The sequence below is a fragment of the Natronomonas sp. EA1 genome (assembly GCF_051195035.1).
GTDB lineage: Archaea > Halobacteriota > Halobacteria > Halobacteriales > Haloarculaceae > JBNTJV01.
In genome coordinates this window covers 379,399-394,087 of sequence record NZ_JBNTJV010000001.1, presented here as the reverse complement: position 1 = coordinate 394,087, position 14,689 = coordinate 379,399, and the positions used below count along the sequence as shown (strand labels likewise).

At 67.4% G+C, this 14,689-nt stretch carries 15 protein-coding genes and 1 pseudogene; 8 read left to right on the top strand and 8 right to left on the bottom strand.

Annotation, left to right across the window (positions count from 1 at the left end):
• Nucleotides 1-7 precede the first annotated feature (7 nt).
• From ACQUQR_RS02150 to ACQUQR_RS02130, 5 genes are all read left to right on the top strand, one after another.
• Entirely contained in the window at nt 8-1,558 is a 1,551-nt protein-coding gene (locus tag ACQUQR_RS02150) for an ABC transporter ATP-binding protein (protein ID WP_435194366.1), read from the top strand.
• Entirely contained in the window at nt 1,555-2,802 is a 1,248-nt protein-coding gene (locus ACQUQR_RS02145) for an ABC transporter permease (RefSeq protein WP_435194364.1), read from the top strand. Before ACQUQR_RS02150 ends, ACQUQR_RS02145 begins: the two co-directional genes overlap by 4 nt.
• A complete protein-coding gene (locus tag ACQUQR_RS02140) occupies nt 2,799-3,887 on the top strand; it encodes an ABC transporter permease (protein ID WP_435194362.1) in 1,089 nt (362 codons plus the stop codon). Before ACQUQR_RS02145 ends, ACQUQR_RS02140 begins: the two co-directional genes overlap by 4 nt.
• A 269-nt stretch (nt 3,888-4,156) precedes the next feature.
• Nucleotides 4,157-4,543, top strand: coding sequence for a cytidine deaminase (gene cdd / locus ACQUQR_RS02135; protein WP_435194360.1), 387 nt, complete (start codon nt 4,157-4,159; stop codon nt 4,541-4,543).
• Entirely contained in the window at nt 4,540-5,367 is an 828-nt protein-coding gene (locus tag ACQUQR_RS02130) for a nucleoside phosphorylase (RefSeq protein WP_435194359.1), read from the top strand. The genes cdd and ACQUQR_RS02130 overlap by 4 nt, the downstream gene beginning before the upstream one ends.
• Here the strand turns inward: ACQUQR_RS02130 and ACQUQR_RS02125 are convergent.
• From ACQUQR_RS02125 to ACQUQR_RS02110, 4 genes are all read right to left on the bottom strand, one after another.
• On the bottom strand, nt 5,364-5,942 hold the full coding sequence (locus tag ACQUQR_RS02125) for a hypothetical protein (RefSeq protein ID WP_435194357.1): 579 nt from the start codon (nt 5,940-5,942) through the stop codon (nt 5,364-5,366). The two genes, ACQUQR_RS02130 and ACQUQR_RS02125, sit on opposite strands and share 4 nt — an antisense overlap.
• Nucleotides 5,942-6,631, bottom strand: a complete 690-nt coding sequence (locus ACQUQR_RS02120) for a DsbA family protein (RefSeq protein ID WP_435194356.1) — start codon at nt 6,629-6,631, stop codon at nt 5,942-5,944. Before ACQUQR_RS02120 ends, ACQUQR_RS02125 begins: the two co-directional genes overlap by 1 nt.
• A 66-nt stretch (nt 6,632-6,697) precedes the next feature.
• Complete coding sequence (locus ACQUQR_RS02115; RefSeq protein ID WP_435194355.1) at nt 6,698-7,870, bottom strand: NAD(P)/FAD-dependent oxidoreductase; 1,173 nt, start codon at nt 7,868-7,870, stop codon at nt 6,698-6,700.
• Nucleotides 7,871-7,970: 100 nt separating this feature from the next.
• Nucleotides 7,971-8,510, bottom strand: a complete 540-nt coding sequence (locus tag ACQUQR_RS02110) for an Rrf2 family transcriptional regulator (protein ID WP_435194354.1) — start codon at nt 8,508-8,510, stop codon at nt 7,971-7,973.
• A gap of 200 nt (nt 8,511-8,710) precedes the next feature.
• Here ACQUQR_RS02110 and ACQUQR_RS02105 point away from each other — a divergent pair, with 200 nt between their 5' ends.
• Nucleotides 8,711-9,622, top strand: a complete 912-nt coding sequence (locus ACQUQR_RS02105) for an NAD-dependent epimerase/dehydratase family protein (protein ID WP_435194353.1) — start codon at nt 8,711-8,713, stop codon at nt 9,620-9,622.
• A gap of 49 nt (nt 9,623-9,671) precedes the next feature.
• Entirely contained in the window at nt 9,672-10,574 is a 903-nt protein-coding gene (gene rocF / locus ACQUQR_RS02100; RefSeq protein ID WP_435194352.1) for an arginase, read from the top strand.
• Here the strand turns inward: rocF and ACQUQR_RS02095 are convergent.
• Both ACQUQR_RS02095 and ACQUQR_RS02090 read right to left on the bottom strand, forming a co-directional pair.
• The gene (locus ACQUQR_RS02095) at nt 10,571-11,197 is read right to left on the bottom strand and encodes a class I SAM-dependent methyltransferase (protein WP_435194350.1); all 627 of its coding nucleotides are present in this window, start codon (nt 11,195-11,197) and stop codon (nt 10,571-10,573) included. The genes rocF and ACQUQR_RS02095 overlap by 4 nt on opposite strands.
• Nucleotides 11,198-11,395 carry a heavy-metal-associated domain-containing protein gene (locus ACQUQR_RS02090; RefSeq protein WP_435194349.1) on the bottom strand — a complete coding sequence of 66 codons (198 nt, stop codon included), beginning with the start codon at nt 11,393-11,395 and terminating at the stop codon, nt 11,198-11,200.
• An 84-nt stretch (nt 11,396-11,479) separates the two neighbouring features.
• On the opposite strand from ACQUQR_RS02090, the gene ACQUQR_RS02085 reads away from it, so the two are divergent.
• A complete protein-coding gene (locus tag ACQUQR_RS02085; RefSeq protein WP_435194347.1) occupies nt 11,480-11,743 on the top strand; it encodes a hypothetical protein in 264 nt (87 codons plus the stop codon).
• Here ACQUQR_RS02085 and gyrA read toward each other — a convergent pair whose 3' ends face one another.
• Together gyrA and ACQUQR_RS02075 are read right to left on the bottom strand one after the other, a co-directional pair.
• On the bottom strand, nt 11,744-14,272 hold the full coding sequence (gyrA, locus tag ACQUQR_RS02080) for a DNA gyrase subunit A (RefSeq protein ID WP_435194346.1): 2,529 nt from the start codon (nt 14,270-14,272) through the stop codon (nt 11,744-11,746).
• Nucleotides 14,269-14,688 (bottom strand): annotated as a pseudogene (locus tag ACQUQR_RS02075) (DNA topoisomerase IV subunit B); the annotation flags it as partial. The gene gyrA and the pseudogene ACQUQR_RS02075, both read right to left, overlap by 4 nt.
• Nucleotide 14,689: the final 1 nt, after the last annotated feature.

Sequence of the window (14,689 nt, the reverse complement as noted above, 5' to 3'; positions counted from 1 at the left end):
GATTGATATGACCACAGCCGTCCACCTCGACGGAATCACGAAACGCTTCCCCGGAGTCATCGCCAACGACGACGTGACGCTCACCGTCGAGCAGGGGACGGTCCACGCCCTCCTCGGCGAGAACGGGGCCGGAAAAACCACCCTGATGAACGTCCTCTACGGGCTCTACGAGCCCACGGAGGGGCGTGTCGTCGTCGACGGCGTCGAACGCGACTTCGACTCCCCGAGCGACGCCATCGACGCCGGTATCGGGATGATCCACCAGCACTTCATGCTCGTGGACCCGATGACCGTCGCCGAGAACGTCACCCTCGGGAACGAGCCCCGGAAGTGGGGTGGCCTCGCCGTCGACCGGGAGGCCGCCCGCGAGGCCGTCCGCGACCTCTCCGCCCGCTACGGCTTCGACGTGGACCCCGACGCCCGCATCGAGGACGTCTCCGTGGGCGTCCAGCAGCGCGTCGAGATCCTGAAAGCGCTGTACCGGGGCGCTGACACCCTCATCCTCGACGAGCCGACGGCCGTCCTCACCCCACAGGAAGTGGAGGACCTCTTCGCCGTCCTCGAAGAGCTCACGGCGCAGGGGAAGACGATCATCTTCATCACCCACAAGCTGGGTGAGGCGCTCCACGCCGCGGACGACGTGACCGTCCTCCGGGATGGAAAGAACGTCGGCAGCCTCTCGACCGACGAGACCACCGAAGAGGAGCTCGCCGAGGCGATGGTCGGCCGCGAGGTGCTCCTCGATGTCGACCGCGAGGAGGGGTCCCCCGGCGACACCGTCCTCACGACCGACGGCATCCACGTCACCGACGACCGGGGCGTCCCCGCGGTCACCGACGTGAGCTTCGACGTCCGCGCGGGCGAGGTGTTCGGCATCGCCGGCGTCGACGGCAACGGCCAGGCGGAGCTCGTCGAGGCCGTCACCGGGCTCGCCCACCCCGAGTCGGGGACCGTCACCTACCAGGGTGCGGACATCACCGACTGGTCCCGGCGCGACCGCATCGACGCCGGCATGTCCTACATCCCCGAGGACCGCCACGAGCGCGGGCTGGTGATGGAGTTCGACCTCGTCGGCAACGGCCTGCTCGGCAGCCAGCACAGCGCCCCCTTCGCCTCCGGGGGAACCATCGACTGGGGGACCACCCGCGACCACGCGGAGGCCCTCATCGAGGCGTACGACGTGCGACCCCCGAACCCCGACGCGACTGCCGCCTCGCTGTCCGGCGGGAACCAGCAGAAGTTCATCGTCGGCCGGGAGTTCGAACGCGACCCCTCGCTGCTCGTCGCCACCCACCCGACCCGCGGGGTCGACATCGGCTCGACGGAGTTCATCCACGAGCGGCTGCTCGACCTCCGGTCCGAGGGGGTGGCGGTGCTGCTCGTCTCCTCCAAACTGGAGGAGGTCCAGGGGCTCTCGGACCGGCTCGCGGTGATGTACGAAGGTGAACTGATGGCTATCGTCGACCCAGAGAAGGTAACGGAAGAACAGCTCGGCCTGCTGATGGCCGGGGAACGACCCGACCTCCCCGAGGCAGCGCTCGTCGGTGATACCCGATGAGCCGCCGGGAGCAGGCACGGGCCGTCCTCGACCGCCTCGCGCGGGCCTCCGCGACCGAACGCGCGCTCATCGCCTTCGCGGCGCTCGCGCTCTCGATGTTCGTCGGGACGGTCATCGTCCTCGTCGCCGGCATCTTCGTGAAGAACTGCACCGAGCCCGCGTACTTCCTCGCCGGCCAGTCGTTCTGTTACGACCCGTTCCACGTCTACGACCGGCTCTTTTTGGGTGCGCTCGGTGACCCGCTCGCCGGGAACTGGGACCCGCTGAACGCCCAGTTCGCCGTGACGCTGCGTGAGACCACCGTCCTCGTCTTCACCGGGCTCTCCGTCGCCATCGCCTTCCGCGCCGGCGTGTTCAACATCGGGACGCAGGGACAGCTCGTCGTCGGGGCGCTGGCCACGGCACTCGCCGTCATCGCCATCGGTCCCATCGGCTCGGGCGTCGTCGGCACCCTCCTGCTCATCCCGCTCGGCATCCTCGTCGGCGCGGTGGGTGGCGGGATCTACGGCGCGATTCCGGGGGCGCTGAAGGCGTACGCGGAGGCGAACGAGGTCATCACGACCATCATGCTCAACTTCGTCGCCACCTCAGTCGTCTTCTATCTGGTCAACGAGCACTTCCGGAACCCGGACAGTCAGGCCGTCGAGACGGTCGATATCCCCGTGCAGGCGGTGTTCCCCTCCGTCCTGTTCGACCCCCGGACGGACTTCTCGCTCATCGCGCTCGGCGTGGGACTCCTCGCCATCATCGGCATCTACCTGCTGCTCGAACGCACCTCGTTCGGGTACGACCTCCGGACGGCGGGGCTCCAGCCCGAAGCCGCGGAGTACGGCGGCGTCGACGCTCCCAAGACCGTCGTCGCCTCGATGGCGCTGTCGGGCGCGCTCGGGGGTATCGGGGGTGCGATGTACGTGCTGATGATCCTCGGCAAGTTCCAGACCGGCGTCCCCGCGTACGGATTCGACGGCATCACCGTCTCCATCCTCGCCGGGAACAACCCACTCGGTGTGGGCTTCGCCGCCCTCCTTTTTGGCGTCCTCAAGTCGGGAACGACGGTGGTGCAGGTCTCGACGGACGTTCCGCCACAGCTCGTGGGCGTCCTCCGCGGGCTCATCATCCTCTTCGTCGCCATGCCGGAGTTCTTCCGGCTGGTCGGCAAGCGGCTGAACGCTGGCGGGAAGAAGGGGCTCGCGCTCGGACAGAAGGCGAAAGACGTCGCGGCCGACGGGGGTGAAGAGCGGTGAACGTCCCGACCCCGAGCGACCTGAAAGCGCTGTCGGGCCGGACGCTCATCGCGCTCGCCGCGCTCGCCAGCCTCGTGCTGGTCGCGCTCGCCGGCCTCGTCTTCCCCGACTCCTTCGCCGGCGTCCTCCTGGGGATCATCACCTCACGGAGCGCGCTCGGGGCGACCCTCCGGCTCTCCGTACCCATCGTCTTCGCCGCGCTCGGCGGTATCTTCGCCGAGAAATCCGGCGTCATCAACATCGGGCTGGAGGGGCTGCTCATAATCTCGGCGTTCGCCGCGGTGCTGGGGACGGACCTCCTCGTCGGTGACGGGGAGGCCACCCAGATGATGCTGTTCGGCGGGCTCGCCATCGGCGTCCTCGCGAGCACCCTGCTCGCGCTGTTGTTCGCCGTCGTCTGTATCGAGTTCCGCGCGGACCAGATCATCGCCGGCCTCGCGGTCTGGCTCATCGCGCTCGGGCTCGCCCCGTTCGCCTCGCAGGTCTTTTATGGAGGGCCGAACTCCAAGAGCGTCGGCACGTTCGACACCATCACCATCCCGGTGCTCTCGGAGATCCCGTTCTTCGGGGCGATGTTCGACGCCACCCCCACCGTCTACATGATGTTCGTCGCCGTCGCTGCCTCGTGGTTCGTCCTCAACCGGACCTCCTTCGGCTACTGGGTCCGCGCGGCAGGCGAGAACCCCAAGGCGCTCGACACCGTCGGCGTCGACGTCTCCCGCGTGCGCTACGCGGCCGTCACCCTCTCCGGTGTCCTCTCGGGGATCGGTGGCGGCGCGCTCGCGCTCTCCATCGGCCAGTTCTCCGGGAACGGCCCCACGATGGTCAACGGCAAGGGATTCATCGCCATCGTCGCCTACCTGTTCGGCAACTACAACCCCATCGGCGCGCTCGGCTCCACGATGCTGTTCGCCGGCCTCGATGCCGTTCAGCTCCGCCTCCAGCTCCTCGAATCGGTGACCGTCCCCTCCTCGCTCGTTCAGACGATTCCGTTCGTCACCGTCATCGTCGTGCTCGCGCTCGTCGGCAAGACCCGGATTCCCGAGGCCGCCGGTGAGCACTACGACTCCGGCGAGGACCGCTAGTCTCGTTTTTCGGAGCAGACTCGGCCGGAGCCGAGACCACCACTTCCGAAAGCCCCCTCGCGCTCGACGGCTGCGACTCGCTGCGCGCTTCGCTCCCGTTGGTCGCTGTAGTGCTTGCGTCGTCTCGCTCGTCGAGCACTCGGCCCCTTTCGAATTCCCACCCGGTGTAGGTGCTCGTCGGTCGACGACGGGGGGTTCTCGGCATCGAATACGGAGGAGAACCGCCACCGCTTCGGAGGCTATTTTTGCCAGCCCCGGAAAGGGGAGCCATGGACGAACTCATCGAAGCCGCCCGCGAGGTGCAAGCGGCGGCGTACGTTCCTTACTCCGAGTATCGGGTCGGGGCGGCGCTCCGCACCGCGGACGGTACCGTCTACGTCGGCTGCAATCTGGAGAACGCGAACTACTCGAACTCCCTCCACGCGGAGGAGGTCGCCATCGCGGAGGCCGTGAAGGAGGGCCACCGGAAGTTCGACGCGCTCGCCGTCTCCTCGGACCGGCGCGACGGCATCACCCCCTGCGGGATGTGCCGTCAGACGCTCTCGGAGTTCTGCGAGGAGGACCTCCCCATCCACTGCGACGAGGGGGAGGGCGTCTCGACGTACACGCTGGGCGAGCTGATCCCGAACACCATCACGATGGAGCATCTGGAATGAGCCCGAGCGACGACGCGGAGGACCCGAACGCGGAGACGCAGTACCACATCGGCGTCGGCCCCGCGGACATCGACGGCCCCGTCCTGCTCCCCGGCGACCCCGAGCGCGTCCCGAAAATCGCGGAGGCGTGGGACACCGCCGAGGAGAGGGCGTATCATCGGGAGTACCGCACCATGTCGGGGACGTTCGATGGCGCACCCGTGACGTGTACCTCGACGGGAATCGGCTCCCCCTCCGCGGCCATCGCCGTGGAGGAGCTGGCCCGTGCGGGCGCGGACACGTTCATGCGCGTGGGCTCCTGTGGCGCCATCCAGCCCGAGATGGACATCGGCGATCTCGTGATTACGACCGGCGCGGTTCGGCAGGAGGGTACCTCTTCCGAGTACGTCCGCGAGGACTACCCTGCGACCGCGGACAACGAGGTCGTCACCGCCCTCGTCACCGCGTGTGAGGAACTCGGCTTCGACTATCACCTGGGTGTGACCTGCTCCACCGACTCCTTCTACGCGGGGCAGGGTCGCCCCGGCTTCGGCGGCTTCGAGGCCGCCGGTGCCGACGATTTAGTCGAGGAGCTCCAGAACGCGGGCGTCCTCAACTTCGAGATGGAGGCTTCTGCCATCCTGACCGTCGCCAACCTCTACGGCCTCCGCGCGGGGGCAGTCTGTACCGTCTACGCCAACCGCGTCACCGGCGAGTTCCGCACGGAGGGGGAGCGCCGCGCGGGGAAGGTGGCCTCGAAGGCCTCCGCGATTCTCGCGGAGATGGACCGGGTGAAAGAGGACGCCGGTGCCGAGAGCTGGCACGCAGGGCTCTCACTCGACTAGAACTCCACCGGACAGCCGTTTATCTCCCCGCCGCGCATCCCGTCGGCGAGCCAGTAGATGGAGAGCGTGAGCACCACCAGGGCACCGAGCGCGAACTCCAGGCCGTCGAGAGGGAGAAAGAGCAAGGAAGTGGAGACGCCGAGAAGCGAGAGCAACCCGACGAGCACGGCCGACCCGCAGGCCGCACAGCCGGCGCCGAGGGTGCCGAGGAGGACGCCGGCCGCGCCCGTGCCGCCCTGCTGGATGGAGACGCCGTGCTCCCGGAAGTGGTAGGTCGCCATCGCCACGTCGAGGCCTGTGAGGAGGGCGACGCCGACGAGGAGGATACCCTGGAGCGGGGTGAACGCCGGGCCGACGAACGGGAACTGCGAGACGAGCAGGTCGATTCGTGCCCCAACTGCGAGGTCACCGGTGAGCGCGAACCCCACGAGGGGGAGGTTCAACGAGAAGACGAACAGCGCGAGCGCCGCCACGGAGACGAGCGCGGCGAAGACCGCGTAGCTCGGGACCGTGAGCACGAGCCGTCCCGTCCGGGCCATCAGCCGCCAGTCCCGCCTGCGTGTCGGGAGGCGCATCAGCTGCCCAGCACCGACTCGAAGACGCTGAACCCCTGCGCCCCGCGGACGGTGGTCTTGAAGACGCCGTCGCTGAACAGGTAGAACTCCGGCGTCTGGCCGATGCCCAGCTCCTCGCCGGCGGCGAGGTCGAGCTCGACGGCGGCGTCGGCCTCACCGTTCCGGGCAGCCGTGACGACTGCCTCGGCGTCCACGTCGGTCTCCGACGCGAGGAACGTCTGCGAGCGGTTGTAGACGTTGTCGGTGTCGAACGCCGACTGCTGGCCGAAGTAGTGGTCCTTGAGCGCCCAGAACGCGTCCGCGTCGGCCGCGAACGTGGCTTCGAGGACGTGCGACGCCGGCTCACCCCACGGATAGATGATGGGCAGGCCGCGGTAGACGAATGAGGCCCGTCCGGTCTCGACGAGCTCGGAGACGATTCGGGGATAGGTCTGCTGTTCGAAGCGGCGACAGAGCGTACACGAGGGGTCCTCGAAGGCCACGATGAGGGCATCCGTCGCCTCGCCCAGTATGGGCTGGCTGTCGAGGTTCGCCGCGGCCGGGTGCTCGGCGATGGGCGTGCCGGATGCGTCGCCACTCCCCTCGTTGCCCCCATCCATCCCGCCGTTCCCGCCGCCACCGCCCGTACAGCCCGCGAGAGAGGAGACACCTACCGCTGTCGCGCTCGCCAGAAACCGGCGTCTGTCCATGGCGGAAAGACGGGAGGAACTGATAAAACGCTTCTTCGGAATCTCACCCGAATCGGAATCCCGATCTTACATGTCGGGCCACGCCCGCGCGGCGGCGGACGGGCCGGCGACGTCGTTGATCCAGCGGGAGGCGACGGTGCGTTTGAGCATCTTGGCGAGCGGGCCGCCGAAGGTGTCCGAGAGCGCGCCGAAGTAGATGACGTTGTGCGCGACGGCCTTGTCGCCCACCGAGATGAGCGTCCCCTTGTCCTCGTGGGTCCACTCGGTGAGCGGCTGGCCGCGGATGGCGCGGGCGACGTTCTCGCCCATGACCTCGGCGGCCTGCCAGGCGGCCTGCGCCGTCGGCGGCGCGGGCATCTCCTGGCCGGGCTGGTCGATGAGCGCGGCGTCACCGAGCGCGAAGACGCGCTCGTCCTCGGTCTGGAAGTTCGAGGAGGCGTTGATGCGGTGCGAGCGCTCGTCCTGCTCCACCTCGATGTTCTGGGCGGCTTCCTGGCCGGTGATACCGCCGGTCCAGAGCAGCACGTCGTAGTCGAGTTCCGTGTCGTCGCCGATGTAGACGGTCTCCTCGTCGACCTCACCGATGAACTCCCCGGTCAGGATGTTGATGTCCTTCTCCTCTAAGAGCTTCGTGAGCTTCGCCTGGACGACGGGGTCGTTGTTCGGGAAGACGTTGTCGAGCCCCTCGACGAGGTGGATGTCGATGGGTGCGCGGTGCATGTCGCGGAACTCCGCGATCTCGCCCGCCGACTGGATGCCGGAGAGGCCCGCGCCACCGACGACCACCTGTGCCGGCTCCTCGCGGGTGGCCTCCTTCGCGGCCTCCTTCACGGCGTCGTGGATGTCGAGGGCGTCCTGCAGGGACTTGAGGACGTAGGAGTGCTCCTCGAGCCCGTCGATACCGAAGAAGGCGGTTCGGGAGCCGAACGCGACGACGACGTAGTCGTACTCGACGTCCTCACCGTCTTCGAGTTCGACGACCTGCGCGTCCGTGTCGAGCCCCGTGACGCGGTCCTGGATGAACCGGGTGGCAGGGGCTTTCAGCTGCTCGCAGGGGAAGGTGATCTTGTCCTGTACGTCGGGGTTGCGGATGCAGCGGTGGGATTCGTGGAGAACGAGGTGGTGGTCGACATCGGAGATCCACGTGATATCGGCCTCACCGTCGAGTTCCTGCTCCAGTTTCTTCACCGTGCCAGTGCCGGCGTAGCCCGAGCCGAGCACGACGACGTCGTTGGTCATACGCTGAAATCCGGGGCCATCGGATACAAAGGTGTTGGAATCGGCCTCCGGCGGGTGGCAAGGCTTGCGACCGAGAGGAGAGAACGGAGAGAGGGTCGGCTCAGTGGAGCGGCTCCGCGTCGCCGTAGGGAGCCTGCATGTCGTCGATGGTGAGGATGAGCGTGTTGTTCGTGTCGTCCTTCCCGTCGAGGGTGCCCGCGATGCGGAGTTTCGACAGCGGCGTCGGGCCGACGACGATGGAGTCGCCCTCGTGGAAGTCGGTGATCGACCCCTGCAGACGGATCTCCGCGCGACAGAGCTCGGGGTGGTGGACGGAGGTCAGGTCGATCTCCTGGACGTTCGCGCCCTCGATGAGCTCACCGTTGTGCTGGAAGGGGACGTCCGCGGCCTGGTCCATCTCCTGCAGCTCGAGCGCGTCGTAGGCGTTCGCGGTCGGCTTGTAGCCGCCTTTCGGCCCCGGTACCCCTTCGACCAGCTGGAGGGCCTTCAGCGACTGCATCTGGTTGCGGATGGTGCCGGGGTTGCGGTCGACCTCCTGGGCGATATCCTCTCCCTTCACCGCCGATTCCTCGTCGCGGTAGAGGTTGATGAGCGCCTCGAGGATCTTCTTCTGACTCGGTGTCAGTTCGATTGATGACATGAAATATCATTTGGTACTGTCGTTCATAAAATCGACGGTGCGAGACGTTCCGGACAGATAACGTATTCCACCGTCTCGCGGGGGGCGGCCACCCCCGCCGTGCGTGTCTGCCGTCTGAGAGTTCGGGTGGGGTGGAACCCCCGCTCGGGAGGAGCCGGGACACCGACAGACCCATACCCCTCGCCCGTTCTCACTCGTCCATGCAGGACAAGCGAGTGCTCGTCACGGGTGGGGCGGGCTTCATCGGCTCGAACCTCGCCAACCACCTCGCCGACTCGAACGAGGTCACCGCGTTAGACGACCAGTATCTCGGTACCGCCGAGAACCTCTCACCCGACGTGGAGTTCGTCGACGGCTCCGTCCTCGACGAGGACCTCCCGACGGACGTGGACGTGGTGTTCCATCTCGCCGCGCTCTCCTCGTACAAGATGCACGAGGAGGACCCCACCCGCGGCGCGCGCGTCAACGTCGAAGGGTTCACCAACACCGTCGAGCAGGCGCGGGCGGACGGCTGTGACACCGTCGTCTACGCCTCCACCTCCTCCATCTACGGCTCCCGCACCGACCCCTGTTCGGAGGACGAGGCGGTGGAGGCCCGGACGGGCTACGAGGCCTCGAAGCTCGCGCGCGAGCGCTACGCCGAGTACTTCCACCACCACTACGACATGTCGCTGGCCGGGATGCGCTTCTTCTCCGTCTACCAGGGGTTCGGTGGCAACGAGGCCCACAAAGGCGAGTTCGCGAACACCATCGCCCAGTTCGCAGACGAGATCGCCAACGGCGAATCGCCCGAGTTATTCGGCGACGGCACCCAGACGCGTGATTTCACCCACGTCGACGACATCGTCCGCGGGCTCGAACTCGCCGCGGACCACGAGCTCGACGGCATCTACAACCTCGGCACCGGCGAGTCGTACGACTTCAACACCATGGTCGCGATGATAAACGACGAACTCGGCACCGACATCGACCCCGAGTACATCGAGAACCCCTTCGAGGTCTACGTCCACGACACCTGTGCGGACATCTCGAAGATGCACGAGGCGACCGGCTGGGAGCCACAGATCTCCTTCGAGGAGGGCGTCGCGCGCGTCTGCGAGCCCTACCAGTAGCCACGCGGCAATCCTTGCGCTTTTTCACCCCCGTCGTGTAGCCACGGGCATGAACGTTCGACTCATCGGCGTCCCGATGGACCTCGGGGCGGACCGACGTGGCGTCGACATGGGCCCCTCGGCCATCCGGTATGCCGGCCTCCGGAATGCCATCGAGGCCACGGGCCACGACTGTACCGACAGCGGTGACCTCGACGTCCCCCGTCCGGAGCTCTCGAGCGCGGACGAGACGCCCGACGGCGGCCGCGCGAAGTACCTCCCCGAGACGGCGGCCGTCTGCCGGACCCTCCGCGAGGAGGTGGCAGCCACCATCGAGGACGACGCCTTCCCGCTCGTGCTCGGCGGTGACCACTCCATCGCCATCGGGACGGCTGGCGGGGCAGCCCAGGATGACGACATCGGCGTCGTCTGGTTCGACGCCCACGGCGATTTCAACACCCCCCAGACGACGCCCTCCGGGAACGTCCACGGGATGTCCGTCGCCGCCATGCTCGGCCGCGGCGAGTTCGCCGGCAGCGACTGGGCGCACGCCCCCACCGTGCGCGAGGAGAACGTCGTCATGGTCGGCATCCGCGACCTCGACGGCGAGGAACGCGACGCCCTCCACGACTCCGACGCGACCGTCTTCACGATGAGCGATATCGACGAACAGGGTCTGACGAGCGTCGTGGAGCAGGCTTTCGATATCGCCACCGACGGCGTCTCCGGCATCCACGTCTCGCTCGACATGGACTTCCTCGACCCCGACGAGGCACCCGGCGTCGGGACGCCCGTCCGCGGTGGCGTCACCTACCGCGAGGCCCACGCCGCGATGGAGCACGTCGCCGCGCGGCTCGACGACGTGCGCTCGATGGAGGTCGTCGAGGTGAACCCGATCCTCGACCAGCACAATCGCACGGCAGAGCTCGCGGTCGAACTCATCGCGAGCGGCCTCGGCAAGCGCATCTTCTAACGCACGACTTTCCGCGCTTCGCTGATGAAGAAACTCCCGCTGTTGAACAGCTTCGTCTCACAGCGGTCGAACCGCGCATCGAGCGCCCCGGGCACGTCGTACTCCGGGTGCCAGTCGGTTGCCCACCGGGAGATCGGATTCAAGAGGGGGTTGAGCAGGCGACCGGGCCCCTCCTGGACGGGTTGCGCGTCGAGGACGACGAACCGACCCCCCGGCGCGAGGACGCGATAGCTCTCCTCGATTGCGGCATCCAGGTCAGGCATCGCCGTCATCGCGAGCGTGGAGTAGACGGCGTCGAAGCTTCCGTCGGGGAACGGGAGTCGGCCCGCATCCCCGCGGACGACCCGGGGTCGGGGCTCGTCGAGGGTCGCGGCCGTCTCACGGGCGCGCCGGACCATCCCCGCGGAGTAGTCGAGCCCCACGACGGCGGCCGGTGCGAGCGCGTCGAAGTTCACGCCGGGGCCACAGGCGAGATCGAGGATCTGCTCCCGCTCCTGGGGCGCGAGCGTCTCTATCGCCCGCTCGCGGAGTTCCCACTCACGTCCCCCGAACGTGAGGGTGGCGAGGGCGTGGAACAGCCGCTGGTGGTCGGCCCACCAGTCGTAGACGCGCTGCCCGCGCACTTACGCCGACGCCTCGTAGCCCACGTCCTCGACGGCCTTCACGAGGGCGCTCACGTCTACGTTCCCCTCGACGGTGACGGTGTCCGACTCGTTGTCGGCGTCGACGCTCGAGACGCCCGATACCCCGAGGAGTGCCTCCTCGACTGCCGATTCACAGTGGCCACAGGACATCCCTGAGACGGTGAGTGTCGTGGTCATGGGAGGTCCTTGAACGTCCTCGTTTATCCGAGTTCGGATAGCCGTGAGGGACACCACTTTATTCCCGTCTCCCCAAGACGAGGTATGACCGAGGTCGACCAGAAACTGCTCGCCGGCGTCCTCGCACTCCTGGTTCTGCCGATGGTCGGGTTCTGGGCGCTCTCGCTCGCCGGCTTTCGGGATTTCGCGCTCGTCGCCGTCGCCTTCCCGCTCCTCGTCATCACCGTCGTCGGTCTCCATCTGGGCCGGAAGGTGGGGAAGGAGGCCGACGACCCCGAGGCCGTGGACGCACGGCTCGCGGAGTCGCTCGGGCTCTCGAAAGAGGAGTTCGACGAACGGGTGGAGTGACTACTCCGCGAGGTCGTCGGTCGCGTCCGGTTCGTCCGCGTCTGCGTGTTCGGCCTCCACGTCCTCCGCGTCCTCCGCAGCCCCGGAGGTGTTGCCACCCTCGGGAACCACGTCGACGCCGGCGACCCAGTCGCCGTCGAGGTTCATCACGCGGACGCCCATCGTGTTGCGGCCCTGCGTCGACACCTCGTGGACGCGGGTGCGCATGATCTGGCCCGCCTCGCTCATGATGACGAGGTCGTCCGCCTCGTGGACGGCGTTGATGGCACAGACCTCGCCGTTCCGCTCGTTCGTCTTGATGTCGATGAGCCCCTTCCCGTATCGGGACTGGGTGCGGTACTCCGAGAGGGGCGTGCGCTTCCCGTAGCCGTTTCTCGTAACGGTAAGCAGGTGGCGGTCGTCGTCCGTCTCCGCGGCGACGACGCCGGCGACGGCGTCCCCCTCCTGGAGCTTGATCGCGTTGACCCCGCGAGCGGTGCGGCCCATCGCCCGGGCCTCACCCTCGTCGAAGCGGATGGTCATCCCCTTGCGCGTGCCGATGAGGAGGTCACCCTGCCCCTCAGTGACCTCCACGTCGACGAGCTGGTCGCCGTCCTCGAGACGGACGGCCCGAATCCCGCCGGAGTGGATGTTCTCGAACGCGCCGACCTCCGTGCGCTTGATGTAGCCATCGCGCGTCGCCATCGAGAGGTACCGCTCCTCGTCTAAGTCGTCGACGTTGACGACGGCGGTGATCTCCTCCTCCGTGTCGAGGTCGATGACGTTCACCGCGGAGGTGCCTCTCGCCGTCCGGGACATCTCCGGGATCTGGAACACCTTCAGCCGGTAGACCTGCCCCTGGTTCGTGAAGCAGAGCAGGTAGTCGTGGGTGGAGGCGGCGAACACCGTCGAGACCCGGTCACCCTGCTTGGGCCGGGTGCCGATGATCCCCTTCCCGCCACGGTGTTGCGGGTCGAACCGGGAGAGGGGCATCCGCTTGATGTAGTCGTCCTCGGTGACGACGACGACCACGTCCTCCTCGGCGATGAGGTCCTCGCGCGTGACGGAGCCCACGTCCTCCATGATGGAGGTGCGGCGGTCGTCGCCGTAGGTCTCTTTCACCTGCTCGAGCTCCCCTTTGATGACGGCGTCGAGCTCCTCGGCGTCGCCGAGGATGGTCTCGAGTCGCTCAATCTCCGCCTGCACGTCGCCGTACTCGGATTCGATCTCCTGGGTCTCCATCGAGGTGAGCGAGCCGAGCTGCATGCGGACGATATGCTCCGCCTGCGTCTCCGAGAGCTCGAACGACTCCTGGAGCCCCTCGATGGCGGCCGAGCGGTCCGCGCTCTCGCGGATGAGGTCGACGACCGCGTCGACGTTCTCCAGTGCGAGCAGGCGGCCCTCGAGGATGTGGGCCCGGTCCTCCGCCTCGCCGAGGTCGTACTCGGAGCGGCGACGCACCACCTCACGGCGGTGGCGGACGTACTCCGCGAGCGCCTCCTTCAGCGTGAGCACCTTCGGCTGGCCGTCGACCAGCGCGAGCATGATGACGGAGAACGTGGATTCGAGGTGGCTCTCGACGAGCTGGTTCTTCACGACGTCCGCGTGGGCACCGCGCTTGAGGTCGATAACCACACGAATACCCTCGCGGTCGGACTCGTCGCGGATGTCGGCGATCCCCTCGATCTTCCCGTCGTTCACGTCGTCCGCGATGCGCTCTATCATCCGCGCTTTGTTCTCCTGATAGGGGATCTCGGAGACGATGATGCGGTCGCGCCCGGAGTCGTTGTACTCGAGGTCGATCTCCGCGCGCACGCGAAGCCGGCCGCGGCCGGTCTTGTACGCCTCGAGGATCCCCTGCCGGCCGACGATGTTCGCGCCGGTCGGGAAGTCGGGACCCTTCACGTACTCCATCAGGTCGTCGACGGAGCATTCGGGGTTGTCGAGCAGGTGGATGGTCGCGTCGACGACCTCGTTGAGGTTGTGCGAGGGGATGTTCGTCGACATCCCGACGGCGATGCCAGAGGCCCCGTTCAGAAGCAGGTTCGGGACCGCCGACGGGAGGACGTCCGGTTCGGTCAGCCGGTCGTCGTAGTTCCCGCTGAAGTCGACGGTGTCCTTCTCGATGTCCGCGAGCATCTCCTGGGCGATGGGGGCCATCCGGGCCTCCGTGTAGCGCATGGCGGCCGGCGGGTCGCCGTCGATGGAGCCGAAGTTCCCCTGCCCGTCGATGAGCGGATAGCGAAGCGAGAAGTCCTGTGCCATCCGGGCGAGCGCGTCGTAGATCGCGCTGTCGCCGTGCGGATGGTAGTTACCCATCGTCTCGCCGACGATGTTCGAGGACTTGCGGTGCCCGGAGTTGGGCGTCACGCCCATCTCGTGCATCGCATACAGGATGCGGCGCTGGACGGGTTTCAGCCCGTCACGGGCATCGGGGAGCGCGCGCCCCACGATGACCGACATCGCGTAGTCGATGTACGACTGCTCCATCTCGTCTTCGATACGGACGTTCGTGACCCGTTCCGCGGGGGCCGTGGGTTCTGAACTCATATATCCACCCACTCGGCGTCCTCCGAGTGCTCCTTGATGAACTGCTTGCGCGGCCCGACGGCGTCACCCATCAACACGGAGAACATCCGGTCGGCCGCCGCCGCGTCCTCGACGGTCATCTGTTTGAGGATGCGGTTCTCCGGGTTCATCGTCGTGTCCCAGAGCTGTTCGGGGTTCATCTCGCCGAGGCCCTTGAACCGCTGGACCTGGTCGGGGTTCCCGTCACAGACCTCCTCGACGACGCGCTCGCGGTCCGCCTCCGTCATCGCGTCGTACGTCTCACCCTTATACCGGATGCGGTAGAGGGGTGGCTGGGCCGCGTACACGTAGCCCGCCTCGATGAGCGGCTGCATGTGCCGGTAGAGGAACGTCAGCAACAGGGTCCGGATGTGGGCCCCGTCGACGTCCGCGTCGGTG

Bases quoted from the DNA above. Each gene is read 5' to 3' on its own strand.
- ACQUQR_RS02150 (WP_435194366.1), top strand. From the start codon at position 8: ATGACCACAGCCGTCCACCTCGACGGAATCACGAAACGCTTCCCCGGA.
- ACQUQR_RS02145 (WP_435194364.1), top strand. From the start codon at position 1,555: ATGAGCCGCCGGGAGCAGGCACGGGCCGTCCTCGACCGCCTCGCGCGG.
- cdd (WP_435194360.1), top strand. From the start codon at position 4,157: ATGGACGAACTCATCGAAGCCGCCCGCGAGGTGCAAGCGGCGGCGTAC.
- ACQUQR_RS02130 (WP_435194359.1), top strand. From the start codon at position 4,540: ATGAGCCCGAGCGACGACGCGGAGGACCCGAACGCGGAGACGCAGTAC.
- ACQUQR_RS02125 (WP_435194357.1), bottom strand. From the start codon at position 5,942: ATGCGCCTCCCGACACGCAGGCGGGACTGGCGGCTGATGGCCCGGACG.
- ACQUQR_RS02120 (WP_435194356.1), bottom strand. From the start codon at position 6,631: ATGGACAGACGCCGGTTTCTGGCGAGCGCGACAGCGGTAGGTGTCTCC.
- ACQUQR_RS02115 (WP_435194355.1), bottom strand. From the start codon at position 7,870: ATGACCAACGACGTCGTCGTGCTCGGCTCGGGCTACGCCGGCACTGGC.
- ACQUQR_RS02110 (WP_435194354.1), bottom strand. From the start codon at position 8,510: ATGTCATCAATCGAACTGACACCGAGTCAGAAGAAGATCCTCGAGGCG.
- ACQUQR_RS02105 (WP_435194353.1), top strand. From the start codon at position 8,711: ATGCAGGACAAGCGAGTGCTCGTCACGGGTGGGGCGGGCTTCATCGGC.
- rocF (WP_435194352.1), top strand. From the start codon at position 9,672: ATGAACGTTCGACTCATCGGCGTCCCGATGGACCTCGGGGCGGACCGA.
- ACQUQR_RS02090 (WP_435194349.1), bottom strand. From the start codon at position 11,395: ATGACCACGACACTCACCGTCTCAGGGATGTCCTGTGGCCACTGTGAA.
- ACQUQR_RS02085 (WP_435194347.1), top strand. From the start codon at position 11,480: ATGACCGAGGTCGACCAGAAACTGCTCGCCGGCGTCCTCGCACTCCTG.
- gyrA (WP_435194346.1), bottom strand. From the start codon at position 14,272: ATGAGTTCAGAACCCACGGCCCCCGCGGAACGGGTCACGAACGTCCGT.